The 20,557-nt window shown below is 43.7% G+C and carries 22 protein-coding genes; 12 read left to right on the top strand and 10 right to left on the bottom strand.

The window, feature by feature from the left end:
* A partial coding sequence (ahpF, locus tag ACP7AK_RS10650) for an alkyl hydroperoxide reductase subunit F (RefSeq protein WP_425879868.1) occupies positions 1-1,106 on the top strand: 1,106 nt, incomplete at its 5' end.
* A gap of 250 nt (positions 1,107-1,356) precedes the next feature.
* On the opposite strand, the gene ACP7AK_RS10655 is transcribed toward ahpF, so the two are convergent.
* The 3 genes from ACP7AK_RS10655 to ACP7AK_RS10665 all read right to left on the bottom strand — a co-directional run bounded on the left by ACP7AK_RS10655 (position 1,357) and on the right by ACP7AK_RS10665 (position 3,567).
* Positions 1,357-1,611, bottom strand: a complete 255-nt coding sequence (locus ACP7AK_RS10655; RefSeq protein WP_425879869.1) for a YfhL family 4Fe-4S dicluster ferredoxin — start codon at positions 1,609-1,611, stop codon at positions 1,357-1,359.
* Positions 1,612-1,613: 2 nt separating this feature from the next.
* Complete coding sequence (gene yegQ / locus ACP7AK_RS10660; protein WP_425879870.1) at positions 1,614-3,023, bottom strand: tRNA 5-hydroxyuridine modification protein YegQ; 1,410 nt, start codon at positions 3,021-3,023, stop codon at positions 1,614-1,616.
* A gap of 133 nt (positions 3,024-3,156) precedes the next feature.
* Positions 3,157-3,567 (bottom strand): Cd(II)/Pb(II)-responsive transcriptional regulator, encoded by a 411-nt coding sequence (locus ACP7AK_RS10665; protein ID WP_253111915.1) that lies wholly within the window; start codon positions 3,565-3,567, stop codon positions 3,157-3,159.
* Positions 3,568-3,653: 86 nt separating this feature from the next.
* Here ACP7AK_RS10665 and ACP7AK_RS10670 point away from each other — a divergent pair, with 86 nt between their 5' ends.
* From ACP7AK_RS10670 to ACP7AK_RS10680, 3 genes are all read left to right on the top strand, one after another.
* Entirely contained in the window at positions 3,654-4,277 is a 624-nt protein-coding gene (locus ACP7AK_RS10670) for a cation transporter (RefSeq protein WP_005106481.1), read from the top strand.
* Between the two features lie 171 nt (positions 4,278-4,448).
* The gene (locus ACP7AK_RS10675; RefSeq protein WP_071851683.1) at positions 4,449-4,700 is read left to right on the top strand and encodes a hypothetical protein; all 252 of its coding nucleotides are present in this window, start codon (positions 4,449-4,451) and stop codon (positions 4,698-4,700) included.
* Between the two features lie 18 nt (positions 4,701-4,718).
* The gene (locus ACP7AK_RS10680) at positions 4,719-4,901 is read left to right on the top strand and encodes a hypothetical protein (protein ID WP_005247454.1); all 183 of its coding nucleotides are present in this window, start codon (positions 4,719-4,721) and stop codon (positions 4,899-4,901) included.
* Between the two features lie 64 nt (positions 4,902-4,965).
* Here ACP7AK_RS10680 and ACP7AK_RS10685 read toward each other — a convergent pair whose 3' ends face one another.
* Positions 4,966-5,745, bottom strand: coding sequence for a ferredoxin--NADP reductase (locus ACP7AK_RS10685; RefSeq protein WP_004279005.1), 780 nt, complete (start codon positions 5,743-5,745; stop codon positions 4,966-4,968).
* A 105-nt stretch (positions 5,746-5,850) separates the two neighbouring features.
* Between ACP7AK_RS10685 and tsaA the strand changes: the two genes are divergently transcribed.
* Positions 5,851-6,555: a tRNA (N6-threonylcarbamoyladenosine(37)-N6)-methyltransferase TrmO gene (gene tsaA, locus ACP7AK_RS10690; RefSeq protein WP_425879923.1), complete on the top strand. Its 705-nt coding sequence runs from the start codon at positions 5,851-5,853 to the stop codon at positions 6,553-6,555.
* Between the two features lie 52 nt (positions 6,556-6,607).
* On the opposite strand, the gene ACP7AK_RS10695 is transcribed toward tsaA, so the two are convergent.
* Together ACP7AK_RS10695 and ACP7AK_RS10700 are read right to left on the bottom strand one after the other, a co-directional pair.
* Positions 6,608-7,642 carry a hypothetical protein gene (locus tag ACP7AK_RS10695; RefSeq protein WP_425879871.1) on the bottom strand — a complete coding sequence of 345 codons (1,035 nt, stop codon included), beginning with the start codon at positions 7,640-7,642 and terminating at the stop codon, positions 6,608-6,610.
* Between the two features lie 128 nt (positions 7,643-7,770).
* A complete protein-coding gene (locus ACP7AK_RS10700) occupies positions 7,771-9,024 on the bottom strand; it encodes an MgtC/SapB family protein (RefSeq protein WP_425879872.1) in 1,254 nt (417 codons plus the stop codon).
* 209 nt (positions 9,025-9,233) lie between these two features.
* On the opposite strand from ACP7AK_RS10700, the gene ACP7AK_RS10705 reads away from it, so the two are divergent.
* The 4 genes from ACP7AK_RS10705 (at position 9,234) to ACP7AK_RS10720 (ending at position 13,578) form a co-directional block, all read left to right on the top strand.
* Positions 9,234-10,991 (top strand): GspE/PulE family protein, encoded by a 1,758-nt coding sequence (locus ACP7AK_RS10705; RefSeq protein ID WP_425879873.1) that lies wholly within the window; start codon positions 9,234-9,236, stop codon positions 10,989-10,991.
* 93 nt (positions 10,992-11,084) lie between these two features.
* The gene (locus ACP7AK_RS10710) at positions 11,085-11,450 is read left to right on the top strand and encodes a NirD/YgiW/YdeI family stress tolerance protein (protein WP_004645581.1); all 366 of its coding nucleotides are present in this window, start codon (positions 11,085-11,087) and stop codon (positions 11,448-11,450) included.
* Positions 11,451-11,585: 135 nt separating this feature from the next.
* Positions 11,586-12,251 (top strand): response regulator transcription factor, encoded by a 666-nt coding sequence (locus ACP7AK_RS10715; protein WP_004645580.1) that lies wholly within the window; start codon positions 11,586-11,588, stop codon positions 12,249-12,251.
* Positions 12,252-12,255: 4 nt separating this feature from the next.
* Positions 12,256-13,578 (top strand): ATP-binding protein, encoded by a 1,323-nt coding sequence (locus ACP7AK_RS10720; RefSeq protein ID WP_425879874.1) that lies wholly within the window; start codon positions 12,256-12,258, stop codon positions 13,576-13,578.
* Positions 13,579-13,665: 87 nt separating this feature from the next.
* On the opposite strand, the gene hemP is transcribed toward ACP7AK_RS10720, so the two are convergent.
* Positions 13,666-13,836: a hemin uptake protein HemP gene (gene hemP / locus ACP7AK_RS10725; RefSeq protein WP_004645578.1), complete on the bottom strand. Its 171-nt coding sequence runs from the start codon at positions 13,834-13,836 to the stop codon at positions 13,666-13,668.
* A 138-nt stretch (positions 13,837-13,974) separates the two neighbouring features.
* Here hemP and ACP7AK_RS10730 point away from each other — a divergent pair, with 138 nt between their 5' ends.
* The gene (locus ACP7AK_RS10730) at positions 13,975-14,874 is read left to right on the top strand and encodes an NUDIX domain-containing protein (RefSeq protein ID WP_425879875.1); all 900 of its coding nucleotides are present in this window, start codon (positions 13,975-13,977) and stop codon (positions 14,872-14,874) included.
* 58 nt (positions 14,875-14,932) lie between these two features.
* On the opposite strand, the gene ACP7AK_RS10735 is transcribed toward ACP7AK_RS10730, so the two are convergent.
* Complete coding sequence (locus ACP7AK_RS10735; protein WP_312584334.1) at positions 14,933-15,478, bottom strand: tetratricopeptide repeat protein; 546 nt, start codon at positions 15,476-15,478, stop codon at positions 14,933-14,935.
* 14 nt (positions 15,479-15,492) lie between these two features.
* Complete coding sequence (mrcB, locus tag ACP7AK_RS10740; RefSeq protein ID WP_425879876.1) at positions 15,493-17,883, bottom strand: penicillin-binding protein 1B; 2,391 nt, start codon at positions 17,881-17,883, stop codon at positions 15,493-15,495.
* Positions 17,884-18,074: 191 nt separating this feature from the next.
* Between mrcB and ACP7AK_RS10745 the strand changes: the two genes are divergently transcribed.
* Positions 18,075-19,013 carry an NAD(+) kinase gene (locus tag ACP7AK_RS10745; protein ID WP_004645573.1) on the top strand — a complete coding sequence of 313 codons (939 nt, stop codon included), beginning with the start codon at positions 18,075-18,077 and terminating at the stop codon, positions 19,011-19,013.
* A 3-nt stretch (positions 19,014-19,016) separates the two neighbouring features.
* Entirely contained in the window at positions 19,017-19,289 is a 273-nt protein-coding gene (locus ACP7AK_RS10750) for a YeaC family protein (protein ID WP_004278992.1), read from the top strand.
* A gap of 82 nt (positions 19,290-19,371) precedes the next feature.
* On the opposite strand, the gene ACP7AK_RS10755 is transcribed toward ACP7AK_RS10750, so the two are convergent.
* On the bottom strand, positions 19,372-20,373 hold the full coding sequence (locus ACP7AK_RS10755) for a glycosyl transferase family protein (protein WP_425879877.1): 1,002 nt from the start codon (positions 20,371-20,373) through the stop codon (positions 19,372-19,374).
* Between the last annotated feature and the right edge of the window lie 184 nt (positions 20,374-20,557).

The following is a 20,557-nucleotide window of genomic DNA, read 5'->3' on the forward strand; positions in this document are numbered from 1 at the left end:
ATGGGGCTTTCTTCCAGGACGAAGTCGAAGAGCGCAAGATCATGGCGGTGCCGATGGTATTCCAGGACAACCAGCATATCGGTCAGGGTCGTATGACGCTGGAAGAAATCATTGCCAAGTTGGACAGCAATGCCGCTACCAAAGATGCGGAAAAGCTGAATGCCAAAGATGCCTTTGATGTCCTGGTGATCGGTGGTGGTCCTGCAGGGAATACTTCTGCGATCTATGCAGCACGTAAAGGCATTAAAACCGGGATCGTGGCTGAACGCATGGGCGGTCAGGTCATGGATACCATGGACATTGAAAACTTTACGTCTGTACAGAAGACCCAAGGCCCTAAATTTGCTGCCGAGATGGAAGCCCACGTGCGTGAATATGGTGTCGACATCATGAACCTGCAACGTGTCTCTAATATCAAAGGTGCGGATGCAACGGCCAATGGTCTGGTGGAAGTGACTTTAGAGAATGGTGCCAGACTGGAGTCGAAAACCGTGATTCTTTCGACTGGTGCACGCTGGAGAGAGATGAACGTTCCGGGTGAGCAGGAATATAAAACTCGTGGTGTAGCCTACTGCCCGCACTGTGATGGTCCTTTGTTCAAGGGTAAACGTGTTGCGGTCATCGGTGGCGGTAACTCGGGGGTGGAAGCTGCGATCGACCTGGCAGGGATTGTAGAGCATGTAACTTTGGTGGAATTTGATACCAAATTGCGTGCGGATCAGGTGCTGCAAGACAAACTGAACAGCTTGCCGAACACCACCGTGATCAAGAATGCCTTGTCGACTGAAGTACTGGGTGACGGTGCACAAGTGACTGCACTGAAATACAAAGACCGTGCGACTGATGAAGAGCATACAGTTGAACTTGCAGGGATCTTCGTGCAGATCGGTTTGTTGCCAAATACGGACTTCCTGAAAGAAACCCCAGTTGAGCTGACCAACCGTGGCGAGATTGTGATTAACGACCGCAACGAAACCAATGTGAAAGGTGTGTTTGCGGCAGGTGACTGTACCACAGTGCCTTACAAGCAGATCATCATTGCGACCGGTGAAGGTGCCAAGGCATCACTGTCTGCTTTTGATTACATCATCCGTTCTGGGCAGTAAAAAAAATAGCACCTCGGTTCCCCAAAACCGAGGTGCTATTCTTATAAATACATTATTGTCGCTTTATAGGAACTCAGGACGCTAACACCCGAGTTCCTTTTTTTATATTTATTATTGGATCAGCCAAAAGTGTCCCCACGCACTTTCAGCTGTTCCTTTCCTCTGCACAGTTTTTGTTTTCAACCCTTATTTTTATACTTTCCCCAAGGTTGTCTTTACATAAAGCAATGTTTATTCCATCGCTTCATTTTTAAGATTTAAATAAGTTCAAACCCTTAAATTTTTCCAGTAATTGTTCTTGTGTTTCCCGATACTCCGGATGTGGAGTAATGCATTCAATCGGACAGACATCCACACAGGTCTGATGCTCATAAAAACCGACGCATTCGGTACAACGGTTCACATCAATTTCATAAACTTTCGCACCCTCATAAATCGCGTCATTCGGGCATTCCGGTAAACACATATCGCAATTGATGCATTTGTCGGTAATCAACAGTGCCATACTTAACTCGCCTGATAAGCCAGTGAAGATGCCGAAATATCCGCAGTCGAGCTTGGCAGATTACGAATCAGCAGGGCATATTGCATATCAACATCTGCCGGAACCGGAATCTCGACGATGTGACCTGAACCTTTGGCATCTTCGATCAGATTACCTTTTTTGTCTTTCATTTCGGTTAAAGTGAAAGTGATATTGCCTTTAGTCGTCATCAGTTCGAGTGAGTCACCGACGATAAAACGGTTTTTCACATCGATCTTGATGTAATCTCCATTACGCTCCAGCACTTCGCCACAGAAAATTTGATGATCAAAACTGGAAGAACCATGTTCATAATTCTGATATTCACTATGCACATGGCGGCGTAGGAAACCTTCGGTATAACCACGATTCGCTAAGCCTTCCAATTGTGTCATCAGTGATGGATCAAAAGGTTTACCCGCCAACGCATCATCAATCGCTTTACGGTAAATTTGAGCAGTACGGGCGCAATAGAAATAAGACTTGGTCCGGCCTTCAATTTTCAGTGAATGTACACCTACTTTGGTTAGGCGTTCTACATGCTGGACTGCACGCAGATCTTTAGAATTCATGAAATAAGTGCCATGTTCATCTTCTTCAGCAGCAAACATATCTTCATCATTCCGCTGCAATAGCACAGGCTCATCAAACTGATGTTGTTCTTGCATGTGCTGTTCATCAGCATCTTTAGAGCAGCAGCCTGAATCCAGATTTTTTACTGGAATGACATCACCGGTTTCATCTTCCTTGGCATCCAGAACTTTATATTCCCAGCGGCAGGCATTGGTGCAGGCACCCTGATTGGCATCACGTTTATTCATATAACCGGACAGCATGCAACGGCCAGAGTAGGCCATACACAATGCGCCATGTACGAATACTTCAATCTCCATATCAGGCACTTGCTGTTTGATTTCTGCAATTTCTTCAATGGATAGTTCACGTGACAGAATGACACGGGTCAGCCCCATGTTTTTCCAGAATTTCACGGTTGCCCAGTTCACGGCGTTGGCCTGAACCGACAGGTGAATATCTATCTCTGGAAAATGTTCACGCACCAGCATGATCAGACCTGGATCGGACATGATCAGGGCATCTGGCTGCATCGCGACCACAGGTTCCAAGTCACGAATAAAATTTTTCAGCTTGGAGTTATGTGGCTGGATATTGACCACCATATAGAATTTTTTGCCTAGTTCGTGCGCTTCTTTGATGCCAATCGCTAAATTGTCATGGTCAAATTCATTATTACGAACCCGCAGGCTATAGCGCGGCTGGCCGGCATAGACTGCATCTGCACCATAAGCAAAAGCGTAGCGCATATTTTTGAGTGAGCCAGCTGGTGAGAGAAGTTCAGTAACGGTGGTAATGCTCATGATCAAATCGAAAGACATATAAAAAGTACGGCTTTATTCTAATCATCTGGAATTTGGATTCAACCTAGTAAATCACTCGGAAATACGCGATTTGGAGGTAAAACAAAGTTCTTTTTTAAGTAAAGAATTCTCCATAAAATATCTTCAATATTCAGTCATTTTCAGGGTTTTCAAGCGTTTTTAAAATCTGGCAATGATCAATAGTGGTTGGGGTGTTGCAACTTTCTCTCAGTGTGATCAGTTGCCGTTCAAATATTTGTAATTCTTTAATTTTATTTGAAATATCTAAAAGATGCTGATCAATCAATTGGTTTACGGCACAGCATTCCTGATCCGGATTTTGTTCAAGTTGAATCAGGGTTTCAATCTCTTTTAATGACATGTCTAAGGCACGGCAACGCTTGATAAAAAGCAGTCTTTTTAATGCGTCTTCACCATAATAACGATACTGATTACTTGCTCGAAAATTCGGCTGAATAAAGCCTTTTTTCTCATAAAAACGTAGGGTATCAGTGCTTAGACCAGTCTTTTTGGCCATTTCTGAAATCAAATAAACTGACATATCGCCCTCATGCTTGACCTTGGAGTTAGTCCATAGTTTCTAATCAATTTATCGTATTTTATATAAAAAATCATTGGGGGAATGATATGGCTTGTAGTTGTAGTCCTGAACCGGCACCCATCAAGCCCAACAGCAAATTTAGAACAGCGCTATGGATTGCCTTGCTGGTGAACTTGACTTTATTTGTAGTAGAGCTGATCGGTGGTGCATATGCACATTCATCGGCCTTGTGGGCAGACGCGCTAGATTTCTTTGGTGATGCCGTCAATTACGGGATTTCTTTGGCTGTACTTGGTGCGAGTCTGTATTGGCGGGCAACAGTCGCTTTGGTAAAGGGGATGACCATGGCATTGTTTGGTCTGGTAGTGATTGGCAAAGTGATTTACGCCTATCTGCAAGGTATTCCACCTGAAGCACTGACAATGGGCCTGATTGGTGTGCTGGCCTTAGTAGCGAATGTATTTACAGCAGCAATTCTTTATGCTTTTCGTGAAGGTGATTCCAATATGCGGTCGGTCTGGCTCTGTAGTCGCAATGATGCAATTGGCAACTTTGCGGTCATTTTGGCAGCCGTAGGCGTATTTGGTACAGGCAGTCTTTGGCCGGATATTATTGTGGCTGTAATTATCGCTACACTCGGCATCACATCAGGTTATCAAGTGATTAAGCAGTCTCTGGAAGAAAGATCACTTAAACATAAATCCAGCTAATTTTTATATTTAAAGCTGTCCTGCAGGGCAGCTTTTTATTTATTTCCATTTTTATAATATTTGAAAAATAAAGCTTTACAAATTAATAAATTAAATTAGAATCTCTGGCGAAATTCAGAAAATATACATAAATTTTAATAATTTAGTTTTTTGCATCGTGCGAGGGTTAATGTGAATTTAATTAAAATTTTTTCAATATTGGCAATATCGGGGCTAGCCGCTTGTAGTTCCAAAGTCGTGACTTATGATGCAACAGGAAAAATCATCGGTTCATGTATGGCGACGCGTGGCCTACTTTCGACCGCAAGTGCACATTGTAGTGGTTCAGGCGATGCCTTGGGTGTGAATTATAATACGCCAAATGCTGCTACGGGCCTATTACCAACGCCACCAAGCCAAAATCAGATTAATTTAAAACCGTAAATAATAAAGGGGAATATCATGAAATTATCGGCACTTATTGCACTCGTAGTGACTGTTATATTGACGGGCTGTGCATCGTCAGTGACTACATTTGACTCTCATGGCCGTATGATTGGTTCATGTAAAGCGCAAACGGGTTTCATCATTGCAGGTGGCGCAGGCTGTTCAGGTTCTGCAAACCAGGAAGGTCGCGATCGTTAATTATTTAGTGATGGTTCCAATAAAAAACCGGACTTAAAAGTCCGGTTTTTTAGTTTAGCAAATCTTATTTTTCTACAAATGCACGTTCAATCACGTAGTCACCTAGAACGCCCATTTTTGGAGATTCTTTCAGACCGTGTTGGTCAAGAAGCGCAGCAACGTCATCTAGGAATGCCGGGCTACCACATAACATGGCACGGTCAGTTTCCGGGTTGAAACGTGGCAGACCGATTTTTTCAAACAGTTCGCCGGTTTCAATCGCAGTCGTAACACGACCTTGGTTTGGATATTCTTCACGGGTTACGGTTGGGTAATATACCAATTTTTCTTTCGCGCCGAGTTCAGAGAAGAATTCATGATTTGGCACTTCATTCAGGATCAAATCTTGATAAGCCAGTTCTGAAATGAAACGGGTACCGTGAACTACGATAATCTTTTCAAAACGCTCGTAAGTTTCAGGATCGCGAATAGTCGACAGGAACGGTGCAAGACCAGTACCAGAAGAAAGCAGGTAAAGATTTTTACCTGGGTTCAAGTCATCAAGTACCAATGTACCTGTTGGCTTTTTAGAAACCAAAATGTCATCGCCGACTTTTACTTTCTGTAAAATCGAAGTCAGTGGACCATCAGGCACTTTAATTGAGAAAAATTCTAACTCTTCTTCGTAGTTTGCGCTTGCAATTGAATATGCGCGCATTAACGGCTTGCCATTGACTTCAAGGCCGATCATTACAAACTGACCGTTTTTAAAACGCAAAGCAGTGTCACGAGTCGTTTTAAAAGAGAATAAAGTATCATTCCAGTGGTGGACGTGAGTAATCTTTTCGACGTTAAAAGCAGCCATTAAAGGTCTCAATAAATTATCAAATTAGAACAGCTTGCTATTCTAATCTAAATTCATTCTCGATAAACTGAATATATTTAATTGAGCTTATCAAAAAAAGTGATGATGACTGAACTGAAGCTGCCGATAATTGGTTATATTCGCTCTCCCTATAAAGAAAAATTTGGTATTCCTCGTCAGCCGAATCTGGTTCAGGTCGAAAGCTATATCGAAATGGTCGGGCCTTATAATGACCTGCTCGCCTTTGAGGGAATTGAAGAATTTAGTCATCTTTGGCTGATCTGGCAATTTCATGACAATAAAAACCAGGACAATAGCCAGTTTCGTCCACAAGTGCGTCCGCCACGTTTGGGCGGTAACAAGAAAATAGGCGTGTTTGCTACACGCAGCATGTATCGTCCATCACCGATTGGTTTATCTGTGGTCAAACTCAAAGAAGTGAGAAAGGTTGGCAAGCATGTTCAGGTGTATGTCACGGGGAGTGATTTGCTGGATGGCACGCCAATTATGGATATCAAACCTTATATTCAATATTCGGATGCTATCATCGAAGCACAAAGTGGTTATGCACAGGATGAACCATCACGTAAAACCGTCATCTGGTGTGATGAAGCGGAGCAGCAAAAGCAACAATTACTAGGAAATGGAAAAATTTCTGTGCAGACGATTCAGGAACTAGAAGCTGTCTTATCTTTAGATCCAAGACCAGCGTATCAGGAAGATGAAGAACGGGTATATGGGATGAAGTTTGCTGATTTAGATGTGAAGTTTAAAATAGGTGATAACAAGGTGAAAATACAGGAACTTTAAGTTCCTGTATTTCTTAAATGATTTAGCTACCAACCAAGACAAATGATAAAAATTACTTACTGGTCACATTATTCATCTGTTTTTTAATCTCATTTGATGCGACATCGTTAAATGCATTGCATGCATTTTGAGTTAAGTTATAAAGTTCTTGGCGAAATTTTTTCTCATTATTATCTTTTGCCGAAGTTATCAAACTTTGAAGTTCTGATAGCAAGTTTTTGAAATCATATTCTTTTCCTGCTGGATGATAATCCACTTCATAATATTTACTTTTATATTCTGCGAGACCCCATTGCTGATCTTCTCGGAGATCTAAATAAGCAATTGCGTCTTTAAAGGTTTTTTTAGAATAGTTTTTACTATCGGTGGATACATTCGCCCATTCTGTTTTTAAGTAATCTTGTATATCTTCTTCAAGTGAATATTTATAGAGCTCAATATATTCTTTTGAATTTGAAATATCTTGAAATTGAATGCATTTTGAGTTTTCTGGGAATTTTGCATCACTTGTTAAGGTATAAAATTTTTCACCTAATTCCCCCATTGTATAGGTATCAAGTAAATTATATTTAAGTGTTAAATAATTAATAGGACTAAGTAGTGGAGCAATATTTTTACCACTAATATCAATTTCTTTAAATTTAATGGTCGTTTGAAGATCTTTTGAGTTAATAGAGGAGTATGGTGCTAGTTGCCATGTAGTAGCATTTGTTCTTATTACTCCATTTAACTGTCCATATTTAGTATGGATATTGCCTGTATCATATAATCCATTCTCGGTTAAAGAGAATGTATCGCTTTCATCCCAACCTGTGGTTTCTTCAACTTTAAAGTATAAATTTCCTTGATCAAAAGTACTTTGCTCAATTTCATAATCTAAAGTTGAATCAGAATATTCATCAATGAAAAATGTAGTCCATTGTTGAAATGAGGGTGTGCTAAGTTCAAGACTGCCTGTGCCTGTGCCTGTGCCTGTGCCTGTGCCTGTGCCTGTGCCTTCATTTGATGATTCAGAAGATGAGCCTCCGCCACATGCACTTAACATGAATGCACTAAAAATTGCGAATGATAAAGTCTTAAATTTCATAAATACCCTATAAAAATTATATTAATTCAATTGTTTTTTAAAAGTTAAGCCATCCGATTATAACTATAAAATATTGAAATAAAACCTAGTAAAAATATAAAAATTAATTAGTTAGAAATATTTAATAATTAAAAGACCATCCACCACAAAACCCCAATCAACACTGCCATATGCAAAATCTGCACAGGCGCAAAATAAAGGACAAACTTCCAGCCACCGGTCAAAGCTGCATTGGCTGACTTGGCCAGGGCATGAGCACCCAGACCTAAAAGCAGGGCATAAATCAGACGCATATTTGAAGGATCGCCTTGAACGACGACACTGGCCATCGCGGCATGAATCTCGAATAAAGAGGCGAGCAAGGTCCCGGCCAGTAAGCCGGCATCCCCGAGCCAGACCTCCAGTCCGTAAACTCCAGCCTGAATCAATGTTAATGTGACTGCAATAATCACGGCTTCTTTTAAGCTGAACATTTGGCTGTCTGATGATTCCATGCTCGGAGCCGGTTTCGCCTTGCGCAGTAATAAAAATGCACAGGCTGCCAGAAGGATTACGGCAACTAAAGACGGTAAGAGCAGGATTTTCAACCAGCTCCATGATACGCCTCCAACCACAATCAATAGCAGCACGATAGTCGAGATACAGGACATCAGCGCGGCGCCGGCATTCGATCGTGCATCCATTTCACCTTTACGGACCTGTAAGCCCAACTGTGCGATGGTGGCTGTACTGGAAACAAAACCGGAAGCGATGGAGGACAGCATCAGGGCATTTTTAGTCGAGAAAAAGCGTTTCGCAATATGCGCCAAAGCTTGTACCACTAAAATTAAGGTCAGTAATTTTAAAATAAGATAAGGGTTAAGCACTTCGCCCCAAAAAGGCCGGTCAGGGGTCAGCGGCAGACCAATCAAAATTAAGGCCAGTAATAATAGTCCATCCCTAAATTCGGCTTCTTTAATCCATTTTCCGGCAATATTGTGCATGGTATGTTTGGCCATCAAAATACCGGTTAAGAGCACAGAAAGACCGGCTGCCAGAGGAATATTCCACAAACACATGGCGCCAATAAAATAGGTCATCACAAATGCAAGCTCTGTGGTAATGCCCGGGTCATCTGGCTGATTTTTGATGGATAAAATGACCATACCACCCACGATCAAAGCACCTATTACAGCAATCACGATTCCAAAAAGGAAACACAGTGCGCCCAATAAAGCACAGATCGCAAAGGAACGTAAGCCGGCAAAACTCGGCTGCTGCTCACGTTGCTTATGCCGTTCCCGCTCCAGACCAATTAGCAGGCCGCAGCCCAATGCCGAGGTGAGTATCGTGAGCAGTTCATGAAAAGAATGCGCATGCAGGGGAACCGCAGTCAGATCCATCTGTGACCTCAGCAAGCTAAGAGTTGATTATTTAAAAATATATGTGATGAGATCAGGTTTGCATAGATTAAAAATGTTGCGGTAACGATCAAATCCATTCTTTACTTTCTTTTTGAGATTGAAATAGAAACGTACATTCGATAGGTCGAGAGCATGCGAAAAACTGCAAAAACTTGTTATAGTGGAGGCAAGTTTGGGGACTGATAATAATGAAATTTGACTTTGAAATGGATACGGCATGGTGTCTAGACCAACTCTTTAAAGACGGTAAGATCAGTGAACGCGACCGGATGCTGGTACAAACCACTCATCGGCAACGTGAACAATTAAAATGGCACCCTTTACAGTGGATTGCCAATTTTAATCTGGTCGATCAGTCCCATCCTCAAACGACGTTGACCCTGAACCGTTTATGTCAGTGGCTGGCAGAAAAAACCGGATTGATGTTCTATATCATTGATCCGCTCAAAGCTGATGTACAGGCATTGACCCATGTCATGTCGCAGGAATATTCACTGCGCAACCGTATTCTGGCGGTAGAAATTCAGGCAGACAAAGTTCTGATTGCTACAGATCAGCCTTATAAAACTGAATGGATGTCGAATCTCGAGCAGAATATTGCACCAAAAAAAATACAACGGGTATTACTGAATCCAGAACAATTACAACGTTATATTACTGAATACTATCAAGTCAGTCGTGCAGTTAGTGGTTCACAAAAATCGTCTGCCTATGACCGGGAAAATAAGGGCGTCGAAGCCTTGCTGCAACTGGGCGATTCCCAGAATCCGGATGCCAATGACCAGCATATTGTCAAACTGGTGGACTGGGTGCTGCAATTTGCTTTTGAACAAGGTGCCAGTGATATTCATATGGAACCACGTAAAGACACCGGCAAGATCCGTTTCCGGATTGATGGGGTGCTGCATACGATTTACAACATGCCGGCCAATACATTGACCGCCGTCATTTCCCGAATCAAGATTCTGGGCCGGATGAATGTGGCGGAAAAACGTAAGCCACAGGATGGCCGCCTGAAAACCCGGACACCTAAAGGACAGGAAACTGAACTGCGTCTGTCGACCTTGCCGACCGCCTTTGGTGAAAAACTGGTGATGCGTATTTTCGATCCGGAAGTGCTGGTGAGAAGCTTCCAGCAACTCGGTTTTGAAGGCCATTTGCTCAATGACTGGAATAATCTCACCAGTCACAGTCATGGTATTATTCTGGTGACCGGCCCAACCGGTTCCGGTAAAACTACTACGCTTTATTCAACCTTGAAGCAGCTGGCGACTGAACAGGTCAACGTCTGTACCATTGAAGACCCGATCGAGATGCTGGAACCCAGCTTTAACCAAATGCAGGTCAATAATGGTATCGATCTTGGCTTCGCTGACGGCGTGCGCGCACTGATGCGTCAAGATCCGGACATTATCATGGTCGGGGAGATCCGTGATCAGGACACTGCCAATATGGCCATTCAGGCCGCATTGACCGGTCACCTGGTTCTCTCAACTTTACATACCAACGATGCGCCGTCGAGTCTGACCCGTCTGCATGATCTGGGCGTACAGCCATTTTTGACAGCAGCAACCATCTTGGGTGTTCTGGCTCAACGTCTGGTACGTAAGCTGTGTCCGCACTGCAAACAGGAAAGCTTCCTGAATGAACAGGAATGGCAGCATCTAGCTACGGATTATCCTTTGCCGCGACCGGAATTTGTCTTTAAGGCGGTGGGCTGCGAAGAATGCCGGCATACCGGCTATAAAGGCCGTATCGGGATTTATGAGATTATGCCATTGAGTCTGACCACCAAACAGCTGATTGGTGCCGATGCCAACCTGAACCAGCTGCGTCAGCAGGTTAAAAAAGAAGGGGTAGAGCCGCTCAGAATTGCCGGGGCACGCAAGATTCTGGAAGGTGTGACCACGCTTGAAGAAGTCCTGAGAGTTGTGCCCTTAAATTAATTTTGAAAATGAAGCAATCTTAAGATTCAATTCATCTTCGGCTGTTTTAATAGCATCATCGAAACAAGGCAAGACTTTAAAGAGGTAATTGCGATGAAAATGATGATAAATACGGTTTTGGCAGCTGCATTGATGGGTTCTATCGCGACGGCTACGATAGCAAGTAGCGACACTGCTGTGAATCAGGCTGCTTTTGCTAAATCGACCACAGTCAAACAGGCACTGGCCATGAAAGATGACAGTAAGGTTCAGCTTAAAGGTTATGTCGTGAAAGCGGTCGGTGATGAAAAATACCAGTTCCGAGACAGCACAGGAACTATTACTGTTGAGATTGATGATGAACTTTGGCAAGGCAAACCGATTTCAGCCAAAACACCGGTAATCATCACAGGTGAAATCGACATTGATTATAAACCGGCAAAACGTGTTGAAATTGAGGTTGATCAGGTTCGTTTCTAATATCGCCTGATTTGCTGAAATCAATTTGAACACAGCGACAAGAAACCACATGCAAGTTACCAAAAAGCATGTGGTTTTTTTGAGTCTGGAACTTTTTCAAGGCAAGATAGAACAAGGAAGCAAACGGAGCAGAATATGCGTATTCTTTTGGCGGAAGATGATCAGTCTCAGGCAGACAGTATCCAGACTTGGCTGGAAATGGACGGTTATGTGATTGATCGGGTAGAGCGTGGTGATCATGCGATCCTAGCGATTGAGCAGCATAAATATGACTGTATTCTGCTGGATCGTGGCCTGCCGAATGCCACTGGAGATGACATTCTGAAAATTTTGCGCAGCCAACATCAAGATACGCCGGTGATTTTTATTACGGCCAAAGACAGTATTGATGACCGGGTTGAAGGTCTGGATTTAGGCGCGAATGATTATCTGGTCAAACCTTTTAGTCTGGAAGAACTTTCGGCCCGAGTTCGTGCCCAACTCAGACAGAAACAGCAAACACCGAATCATATCCTGCAATGGCAGGATCTCAGTCTGGACACTCAAGCCAAGACCCTAACTAAAGAAGGTCAAGCTGTGAATCTGACTGCGAAGGAATTTCAAATTCTATACAAGCTGATGCAGCAGCCTGAACATATTGTCACCCGTGAACAGCTGGAAGAATCGCTGTACGCTTGGGGTGATGAAATTGAAAGTAATGCCATTGAAGTATTTATCTATCAGTTACGTAAAAAAATTGGCAGCCAGATGATCAAGACCATTCGCGGTCTGGGCTATCGCATGCATAAGGCTGAGGCTTAACCCCATGTCGGCTGCTATTTCCCTGCAAACCCGGCTAATTAAACATGCGCTGTTCAGTTCCATCTTGGCCGGAATATTGGCCTGGCTGCTGTTATTGGGAATTTCCAGTTATCAGGCCAGTCAGCTGCATGATGAATTAATGGAGCAGATTTCTGAGTTGCTGCTTGGCGATGTCACCCAGGCCAAAGGCACCCAGGTGGATGAGCTCAGTGAACAGTTTGATATCCAGTATGCCTTGTTGCTGGATCAGCAGGTACTGACAACTTCGATTGATGATGAATTAATTAATCCCATTCCAAAAGCACAGAACAACGGCTTCCAGTTTGCTTATGAGAATGGTCGTTTTATCCGCATCCTGACTGCGGAAGATGACGACCTTCAGGTCAAAATCATACAACCGCTTTCAGTACGTTTCGATGAGCTCTGGCAAACCACATTGGGCTTTGCCGGGATCTTATTCATTTTATGGCTAGTGCAATGGCTGATTTTGCGTGTTGCGATCAGACGCCAGTTACGGCCATTAAACAAGATTTCCCGCGCAATCGGTTCCAAGACTGCTCAGGATCTGAGTCCTATCAAAACGCCTGATCCTGAAATCACTGAACTGCAACCGATTATTCGCCAGCTGAATGCCATGCTCGGCCGGCTAGAAAAGTCACTGGCTGCCGAACAGCGTTTTACTGCAGATGCTTCGCATGAGCTGCGTTCGCCACTGTCTGCGATTCAAATGCGGCTACAGGTTTTAAAACGCAAATATCAAGATGATCCACAACTACCTCAGGCATTGCAGTTGATCCAGAATGATGTCAACCGCGGTACGCAGGTACTGGAAAATTTACTTTTACTGGCGCGACTTGATCCGGAGCGCACAGAGCAATTACCAACGCAAACGATTAATCTTAAAAATCTGGTTCAGGAGGCTTTGCAGGCATTGCAGCCTTTTGCAGAAGAAAAAGACATTCATTGGAATCTAAACCTTGAAGATGCTGTGATTGAAGCGAATCAGGAGCTGATCTTTAGCTGTATCCGCAATCTGGTCGACAATGCCATTCGTTATACGTCGCCGCAGGGACAGGTCGAGATCAGGACAGTCATTCAGCAGCATCAGATACAGTTGCTGATTGAAAATTCAGGAGAGGGGATTGCTGATGATGTGCTGGAACGACTAGGTGAACGTTTCTATCGAGCCTTAGGGACTCGCACTCAGGGTTCAGGTCTAGGTCTGTCCATTTGCCAGAAAATTATGGCACTGCATGCAGCTAAAATTGACTATGCGCCGTCGGATCTGGGCGGACTTAAAGTGTTATTGAGTTTTAAGCTTGAATAGCAAATCTCATGATCAGAAGATTAAAAAGCAGTATGCGCTGATTCATACTGCTGCTTCCCACGTTTGTTATTATTAGAACTGATTTAATTATTTGGTCAGAATAAGACGGTTATTGCGGGTCAGACGCAAGCGGTATTCTTCGCCGGCATGCATGATCCGGATTTCACGACCCAGTGCAAAAAGATTGTTGGAGTGCAGCATTGGCAAAGCATGGTGAGTATCATTGTTACGGGTAAATAAGCTAAATGGGGCGTTCATTCCGTCGACTCCGTGGTGTGTTTTGGATTGATTTAAATGATAATCATTATCGAATAGGTCTGTCAACGAAATATTGAGCAATTTATAAAAAACTCTAATTTGCTTACAATCTGTAAAACTTCAACGGTTCTGTACATCATGACTAAAGCTACGATTCATGTCGCAATTGCGCTTTTATTTCATCAAAATCAGGTTCTAGTCGGCTGGCGTGAAGCCAAGCAGCATCAGGGCAATAAATATGAATTTCCAGGCGGAAAAGTTGAACAGGGTGAATTACCAGTCGAAGCTTGCCGCCGCGAAGTGATTGAAGAGGTCGGTGTTGATATTGAACGCTGGCATGCCTCTGATTTTATTTCTCATGAATATGAAGATCTCATCGTCAATTTGCATATTTTCCATGCTTTAGTACAGCCTGCTCAACTGGCTGAAATCAAACAGCCTTGGCGCTGGTACAGCCGGGAAGAACTTGGTCAGCTGAATTTTCCGAAAGCCAATCAGTCCATAATTCAAAAGCTGCAATGGCCGCAGCGCATCAAGATTGCTGAAGATCTGGATATCTTATCAAGTCTGGATACAGATCAAATGTTGTATTGGCGCGTGGAAGCAACGCCTGAACGGATCATGCAAGTACAGCAATATCCGGTAGATCAACTCTCCAAGTTAATCATTAATCAGCAGCTTTGGTCACAACTGAATGAATTGCAGCAGCAGACGATTCGCACGATTCATCTAAAACAGACTCAATTGATGGACTTGAAACAAGGCGAACTTAAATCTGGCTATCGTTATCTGGCAGCTTGTCATGACCTGACCGCTTTAATGCATGCAGAACAGATCGGCTGTGAAGCGGCTTTACTCAGTCCGGTACTGGCGACAGCGACTCATCCAGAAACACCTGCGCTAGGCTGGGAACAATTCAAGCAAATGGCAGAGCAGGTACAGATTCCGGTTTTTGCTTTAGGCGGAATGAAGACTGATGAGCTCGATTATGCAAAAAGCCAGCATGCTTATGGCATTGCCGGCATTCGCTATATTTAGACGCTATATCTAGAAAATACGCTTTCTATTAGTAAGTCAGTTTCTATAGAAAATTATCTTAAAGCTTTTTCAGTGCCTGTTGAGCTTGCTGAATCGCTTTGGCATTTTTCCGCAACTGAGCAGATTTAAGGCGCACTTGCCAAAGCTGCTTTTTCATGACACTAGATTGTGCATAACTCAGGCCACGTAAGGCAAAAGCATCGGCGCTTGCTGGCTGATTTTTACGGTTGGCGATCATGCCCAAGTATAAATAGGTTTCTGGTGCCTGAGGGGCCAGTCGCTGTGCCTGAGTTGCAGCAGCTTCAGCTTGAGCAAATTGCTGCTTGGTATAGGCCTGCTGGGTTTGCTGCATCAGACTCTTGAAGGCCGGCAAATTACGGCCATCATCAAACTTTTGGCTTTTCGGCTTCTGTTCAGGAATGACAATTTTCTGACGTTTGATGTCAGGACGGTCATAAGGCGTAATCACGACGCCGTCTGGTGTTTTTGCCTTAGGTTTTTCCGTCGCAGGCTTGGCGGGGCTAACTGGCTTTTTTGGCTCGGAGATACTTTGGCAGCCCACCAGACTGAGGATGAGCAAACCAGGGAGGATTTTTCTTAACATAAACATAGACTCAATTAATGGCTATAACTTCCACTGGCGATAATACGGGTTTCGCTCTCAAGATCGCGTTCTATTTCTGTTTCACTTTCTTGTATATAGCGACTCATATCATCCTGTTCAGTATCAGATGGCGCAGGTTCTGAATCAATATCATAAGGTTCCGTCGCATAATGCGAGATGCCGCAGGCAGTTGCCTGATTTGGCAGGGCATGACGCGAAATCGGGATATACATGGCGCCTTCACAGCCTTGTGCCGATAAATGACCGGTATAACGATCCAGCCAATGCCATTCGATTTCATTCGGCTGTGGCAAATTCACCGGTTTCTGGCGCAACTGTTTCATGACATTGGTCCACACGGGCAGGGCACCTGAAGAACCGGTCAAGCCAGTGACTTTGTTGTCATCCAGACCGAGCCAAACCACGGTCATATAATTACCTGAGTATCCGGCAAACCATGAGTCACGGCTGTCATTCGTGGTACCGGATTTGCCGGCAAGATTCAGACTACGTGGTAAGCTGTTATAGGCTGCACGACCTGTACCATTCGACATGACCTGTTGTAAGCCATAATTCAGAGCATAAGCAGAAGCCGGATCAATGGTCGGTTGCACACTCAGGCTATAACGATCCAGAGAGCGGCCGTTGGCATCCACCACAGAGCGAATCGCTTTGGTTGGGTATTTAAAGCCGCCTGTAGCAAAGTTGCCGTAAATATTCATCACTTCCATCGGGGACATATCTACCGCACCTAAGTAAATCGACGGATAAGATGGAATATCTGAAGTTACACCAAATTTTTTCAGATGATTAATAAAGGTAGACAGGCCAAATTCTTGTGCTAAACGCACAGTGGACAGGTTATAAGATTGCGATAAGGCTTGTGACATTGGAATGACACCATGTCCACGACCACTATAGTTTTTCGGTGTCCAGGTTTTGCCGTCACTCTTAATGCTGATTTCACTGTCTTCAATCGGGCTCGCCCAATGATAACGGTTCGATTCCAGTGCACTCAGGTAGATCACAGGCTTTAACAGGGAACCAACCTGACGCTTGGCATCGACTGCACGGTTAAAGCCGGTAAAATCTTGAGTAGAACCTACTGCGGCTACCAGCTCACCATTTTCCGGATGCGATACCAATACCGCACCTTGTAAATCTTTCAGGCGACCCGGATTGGATTTACTTAAACGCGCCACCGTCTCTTTAAAGCTGTCCTGAATTCTGGTTTGGGCTAAAGGATCTAAAGTGGTGAAAATTCGCAGACCCTGATTGGTCAGATCGGTTTCCTGATAATCTGTGCGTAATTGACGACGTACAATATCCAGAAAATCCGGGAAGCGGGCAGGGCCTAAAGTCGGTTTTGAAATGACATTTAACTGACGTGCGGTTTCTTTTTCATATTGTTCCTGAGTCAGATAGCCCATCACCAGCATATTATTCAGGACGATATCACGGCGTTTTTTTGCACTTTCAGGATTGCGCCATGGGTTATATAGACTCGGACCTTGAACCAGACCAACCAGAAATGCTTGCTGGGAAATATTCAGTTCACGCAGTGGCAGGCCAAAATAAAACTGCGATGCCAGACCATAACCATTAATAGAATAGTTACCATTCTGGCCCAGATTCACCTCATTTAAATAAGCTTCCAGAATTTCATTCTTGTCATAATGCAATTCAATCAGCATCGCCATAAAGGCTTCATTTACTTTACGTTTTAAGGTGCGCTCCGGGGTCAAATAGAAATTTTTAACCAATTGCTGGGTCAAGGTTGAGCCACCCTGACGTTTACCACCGGTAATATTGCTGACTACGGCACGTGCAATACCACGCGGTGAAACCCCATGATGCTCATAGAACTTACGGTCTTCGGTCGCGATCAGCGCTTCGATCAAGGGCTTAGGCACTTTATTTAGCTTGATCAGCACACGGTCTTCGTTATGCTGCGGATAAATCCCACCAATTAATAAAGGTTCTAAACGCGCAATCCCGCTTGAAGACGGTTTGGTTGCGCTGACTTCTGCAATCTGTTCACCGCTGAAACTGACTTTCAATATTTGTTCCGGTTCAACCCGGTCACCAAAATCAAAGCCGCGTGTATGCACATACAGGGTATTACCCGTGGTGACAAAGTTGCCTGATTTAGTATAACTATCCGAATTTTTATAACCGAGTAATTTTAATTCTTGTTGGAAATCCTGCAGGCTGACTGGGGCATTCACGTACACTTCCATCGGACGTGCGAAGACCTTGGCCGGAATATCCCAGCGCTGACCTTCAAACTTGTCGCGTACAATATTGTCTAATCTAATCAAATAGATACTAAATGCTACAAAGATAGAAATGACAATAATAGAAAAAATTAAGGCAAGAAACCCCATGCCACGTTCAGATTTCATAAATACTTATAAGATCCTGTGAAATTGTGCTAATCATGCGAAGCTTTTCATTATTTTGCAATATTTAATCAAGAAATGCGCTTAAAATTAAAATGAAACCCCACAATTTCTCCTTAATTCGAATATATTTCAAATAATTTCCTACCTATGAAGCACTGTTATAAATTGTCATCCAGGTATAGCTTAATGTTATGATAAGCAGGATTCGTAGCGGAGCGACGACACTGGTGCAAATTTCCCATAAGACCTTTCGAAATATCGGGTTAATAGGACGTCCTGATAAATCGTCGGTGGTTGAAACCTTATGCCTTATTCACGATCATCTTCTCAATCTAGGCCTACATCCAGTTTTTGATGCAGCGACAGCTGAACTTGTTCCCTATCAAAATACCCAAACCGTCAGTCGTGCCTTATTGGGTGAGGTGGTGGATCTGGTGATTGTCGTGGGCGGTGACGGTTCGCTGTTACATGCAGCACGCGCCTTGGTCAAGTACAATACCCCGGTAATCGGGGTTAACCGTGGTCGTCTGGGGTTTTTAACGGATATCAAGCCGACCGAAGTGATCTTCAAGCTGGATCAGGTATTAAAAGGTGACTTTCAGACTGAGCGACGTTTTTTACTCGAAGTTGAAATTCGCTCCAAAGGTGAAGTGATTTACGATGCCATTGCCCTAAATGATGTGGTGCTACATTCAGGGAAATCGGTGCATATGATCGATTTTGAGCTGAATATTGATGGGCAATATGTCTATCGTCAGCACAGTGATGGCCTGATTGTCTCTACGCCGACTGGTTCTACAGCTTATGCGCTTTCTGGTGGTGGCCCGATCGTACATCCAAGTATGGATGCGATTGCCTTGGTACCGATGCATCCGCATACCTTGTCTTCACGCCCGATTGTGGTCGGTGGACATAGTGAAATTAAATTATTGATTCGTGAAAATCGCGTACTGCCGATGGTTAGTGCGGATGGACAACACAGTGTGTCTTTGAATGTGGGTGATAGCGTCCATATTCGCAAGCATCCCTTTAAACTGAATCTTCTGCATCCACCGGGTTATGACTTTTATAATGCCTGTCGAACCAAACTGGGGTGGAATCAGGACTTTGATTATTTTAAGCAGGATTAAATCATGAATATTGAACAAATGCTTGCCGTACTCAATCCTGAGATTGTTGAACGCCTAAGAACAGCAGTCGAAATTGGAAAGTGGCCAAACGGTGTAGCCTTGACACCAGAACAACGTCAGACCTGTATGCAGGCAGTGTATGCCTGGGAAATGAAAAACCTGCCTGAAAATGAGCGCAGCGGTTATATCGATCGCGGTACTAAAGAAGAGGGTGAAGAGTGTGATGATGATCATCACAAGAATGAACCTGAATTCAAGCCGATTCGTTTTGTTTAAGGCTTAATTCCCAGCCAATAGCAATACAATTAAAAAAAGCATTGTTCATTCACTGAACAATGCTTTTTTCTTTTGTACAAGATTAAACCGTGTGACGATTCGCCCATAAGGTTTTGGCTTTTTGCATCGCAGCTTCAAAGCTGCCACACACGCCCATGGTATATAGCGCAATGCCCATGGTTTCTATCACTGCAATCTCGCCATACTCATGGCTTTGCTGACCATTCCAGACAGCCTTGAATAGCGCTAGATCCAGTTTTTCTTCAATAGGACTGCGGTTATCAGTGAGCTTTGGCAATTCATGCTCATAGAGCAGGCCATCTTTAATGCCACAGATGAGCGTTTTGGCATCCGGATTACGCTCGAATTCGCCCCCTTCACCTTTAATCACGGCACTATTTTTATAGCCCAAGCGGAAAGCTGCTTGCTGATGCGAACCACGATATGCTGGATGGAAAATGGCTTGCAGGGTCGCTTTGGCATTAAAGGGATTGATCAGACGCGCCAGGGTATGAATTGGGGAGCGTAAGCCCATGACATTACGCAGCGCAATCAAGTCTGCAAGAATCGGAGAAATTACTTCTAACGGTATGTAAGCAAAATGCTGTTGTAGAAGTTGCTGTTCAACCTCGGCATCATTTTGACAGATTGGATAGCCTAAGTAAGTCAGCACCTGTTCGGTGTAAACGCGGTTCATGGTATGGCCCGAGGCACCATGCATCACAATATTATAACCATGCTTGGCCAGTGTCAGGGCTGCCAGAATAAACCATGGATAATGCTTGCGCTTGCCCGCATATGAAGACCAGTCCAGATCGACATCCAGTTTTTTGAAACTCAGCTGGTCACGTGTCGCCTGTACAAAACCGGCCAACTCATCTACAGATTCTTCCTTGACCCGCAATAACATCAAGAATGCACCTAACTGCACATCCAGCACTTCATTTTTCAAAATCATACTGAAGGCTTGATAGGCTTCATCATAGCAGAGAGAGCGGGCGCCATTTTTCCCTTTACCCACAATGCGTACATATTGGGCAAAGGGATGTTCGAAATCTTTATAAATATTTCTTTTGGTATTCATAACTTTTTACAGCTTGCAGAAAATATTAATGTCAAGGGAGAGGGTGAAAATCCATAAACATTTCAGTATACGTAAAACAATCAGTTAAATCTGATTATCGACTAATGTCTAATCTATTCTGGTTAAAACATAAACAAGCGCATAATAAGTTATGCACATTTAGTATGAATATTCGGTAAAATTT

This window comes from Acinetobacter sp. TWP2-2-3, assembly GCF_049896445.1.
Classification (GTDB): domain Bacteria; phylum Pseudomonadota; class Gammaproteobacteria; order Pseudomonadales; family Moraxellaceae; genus Acinetobacter.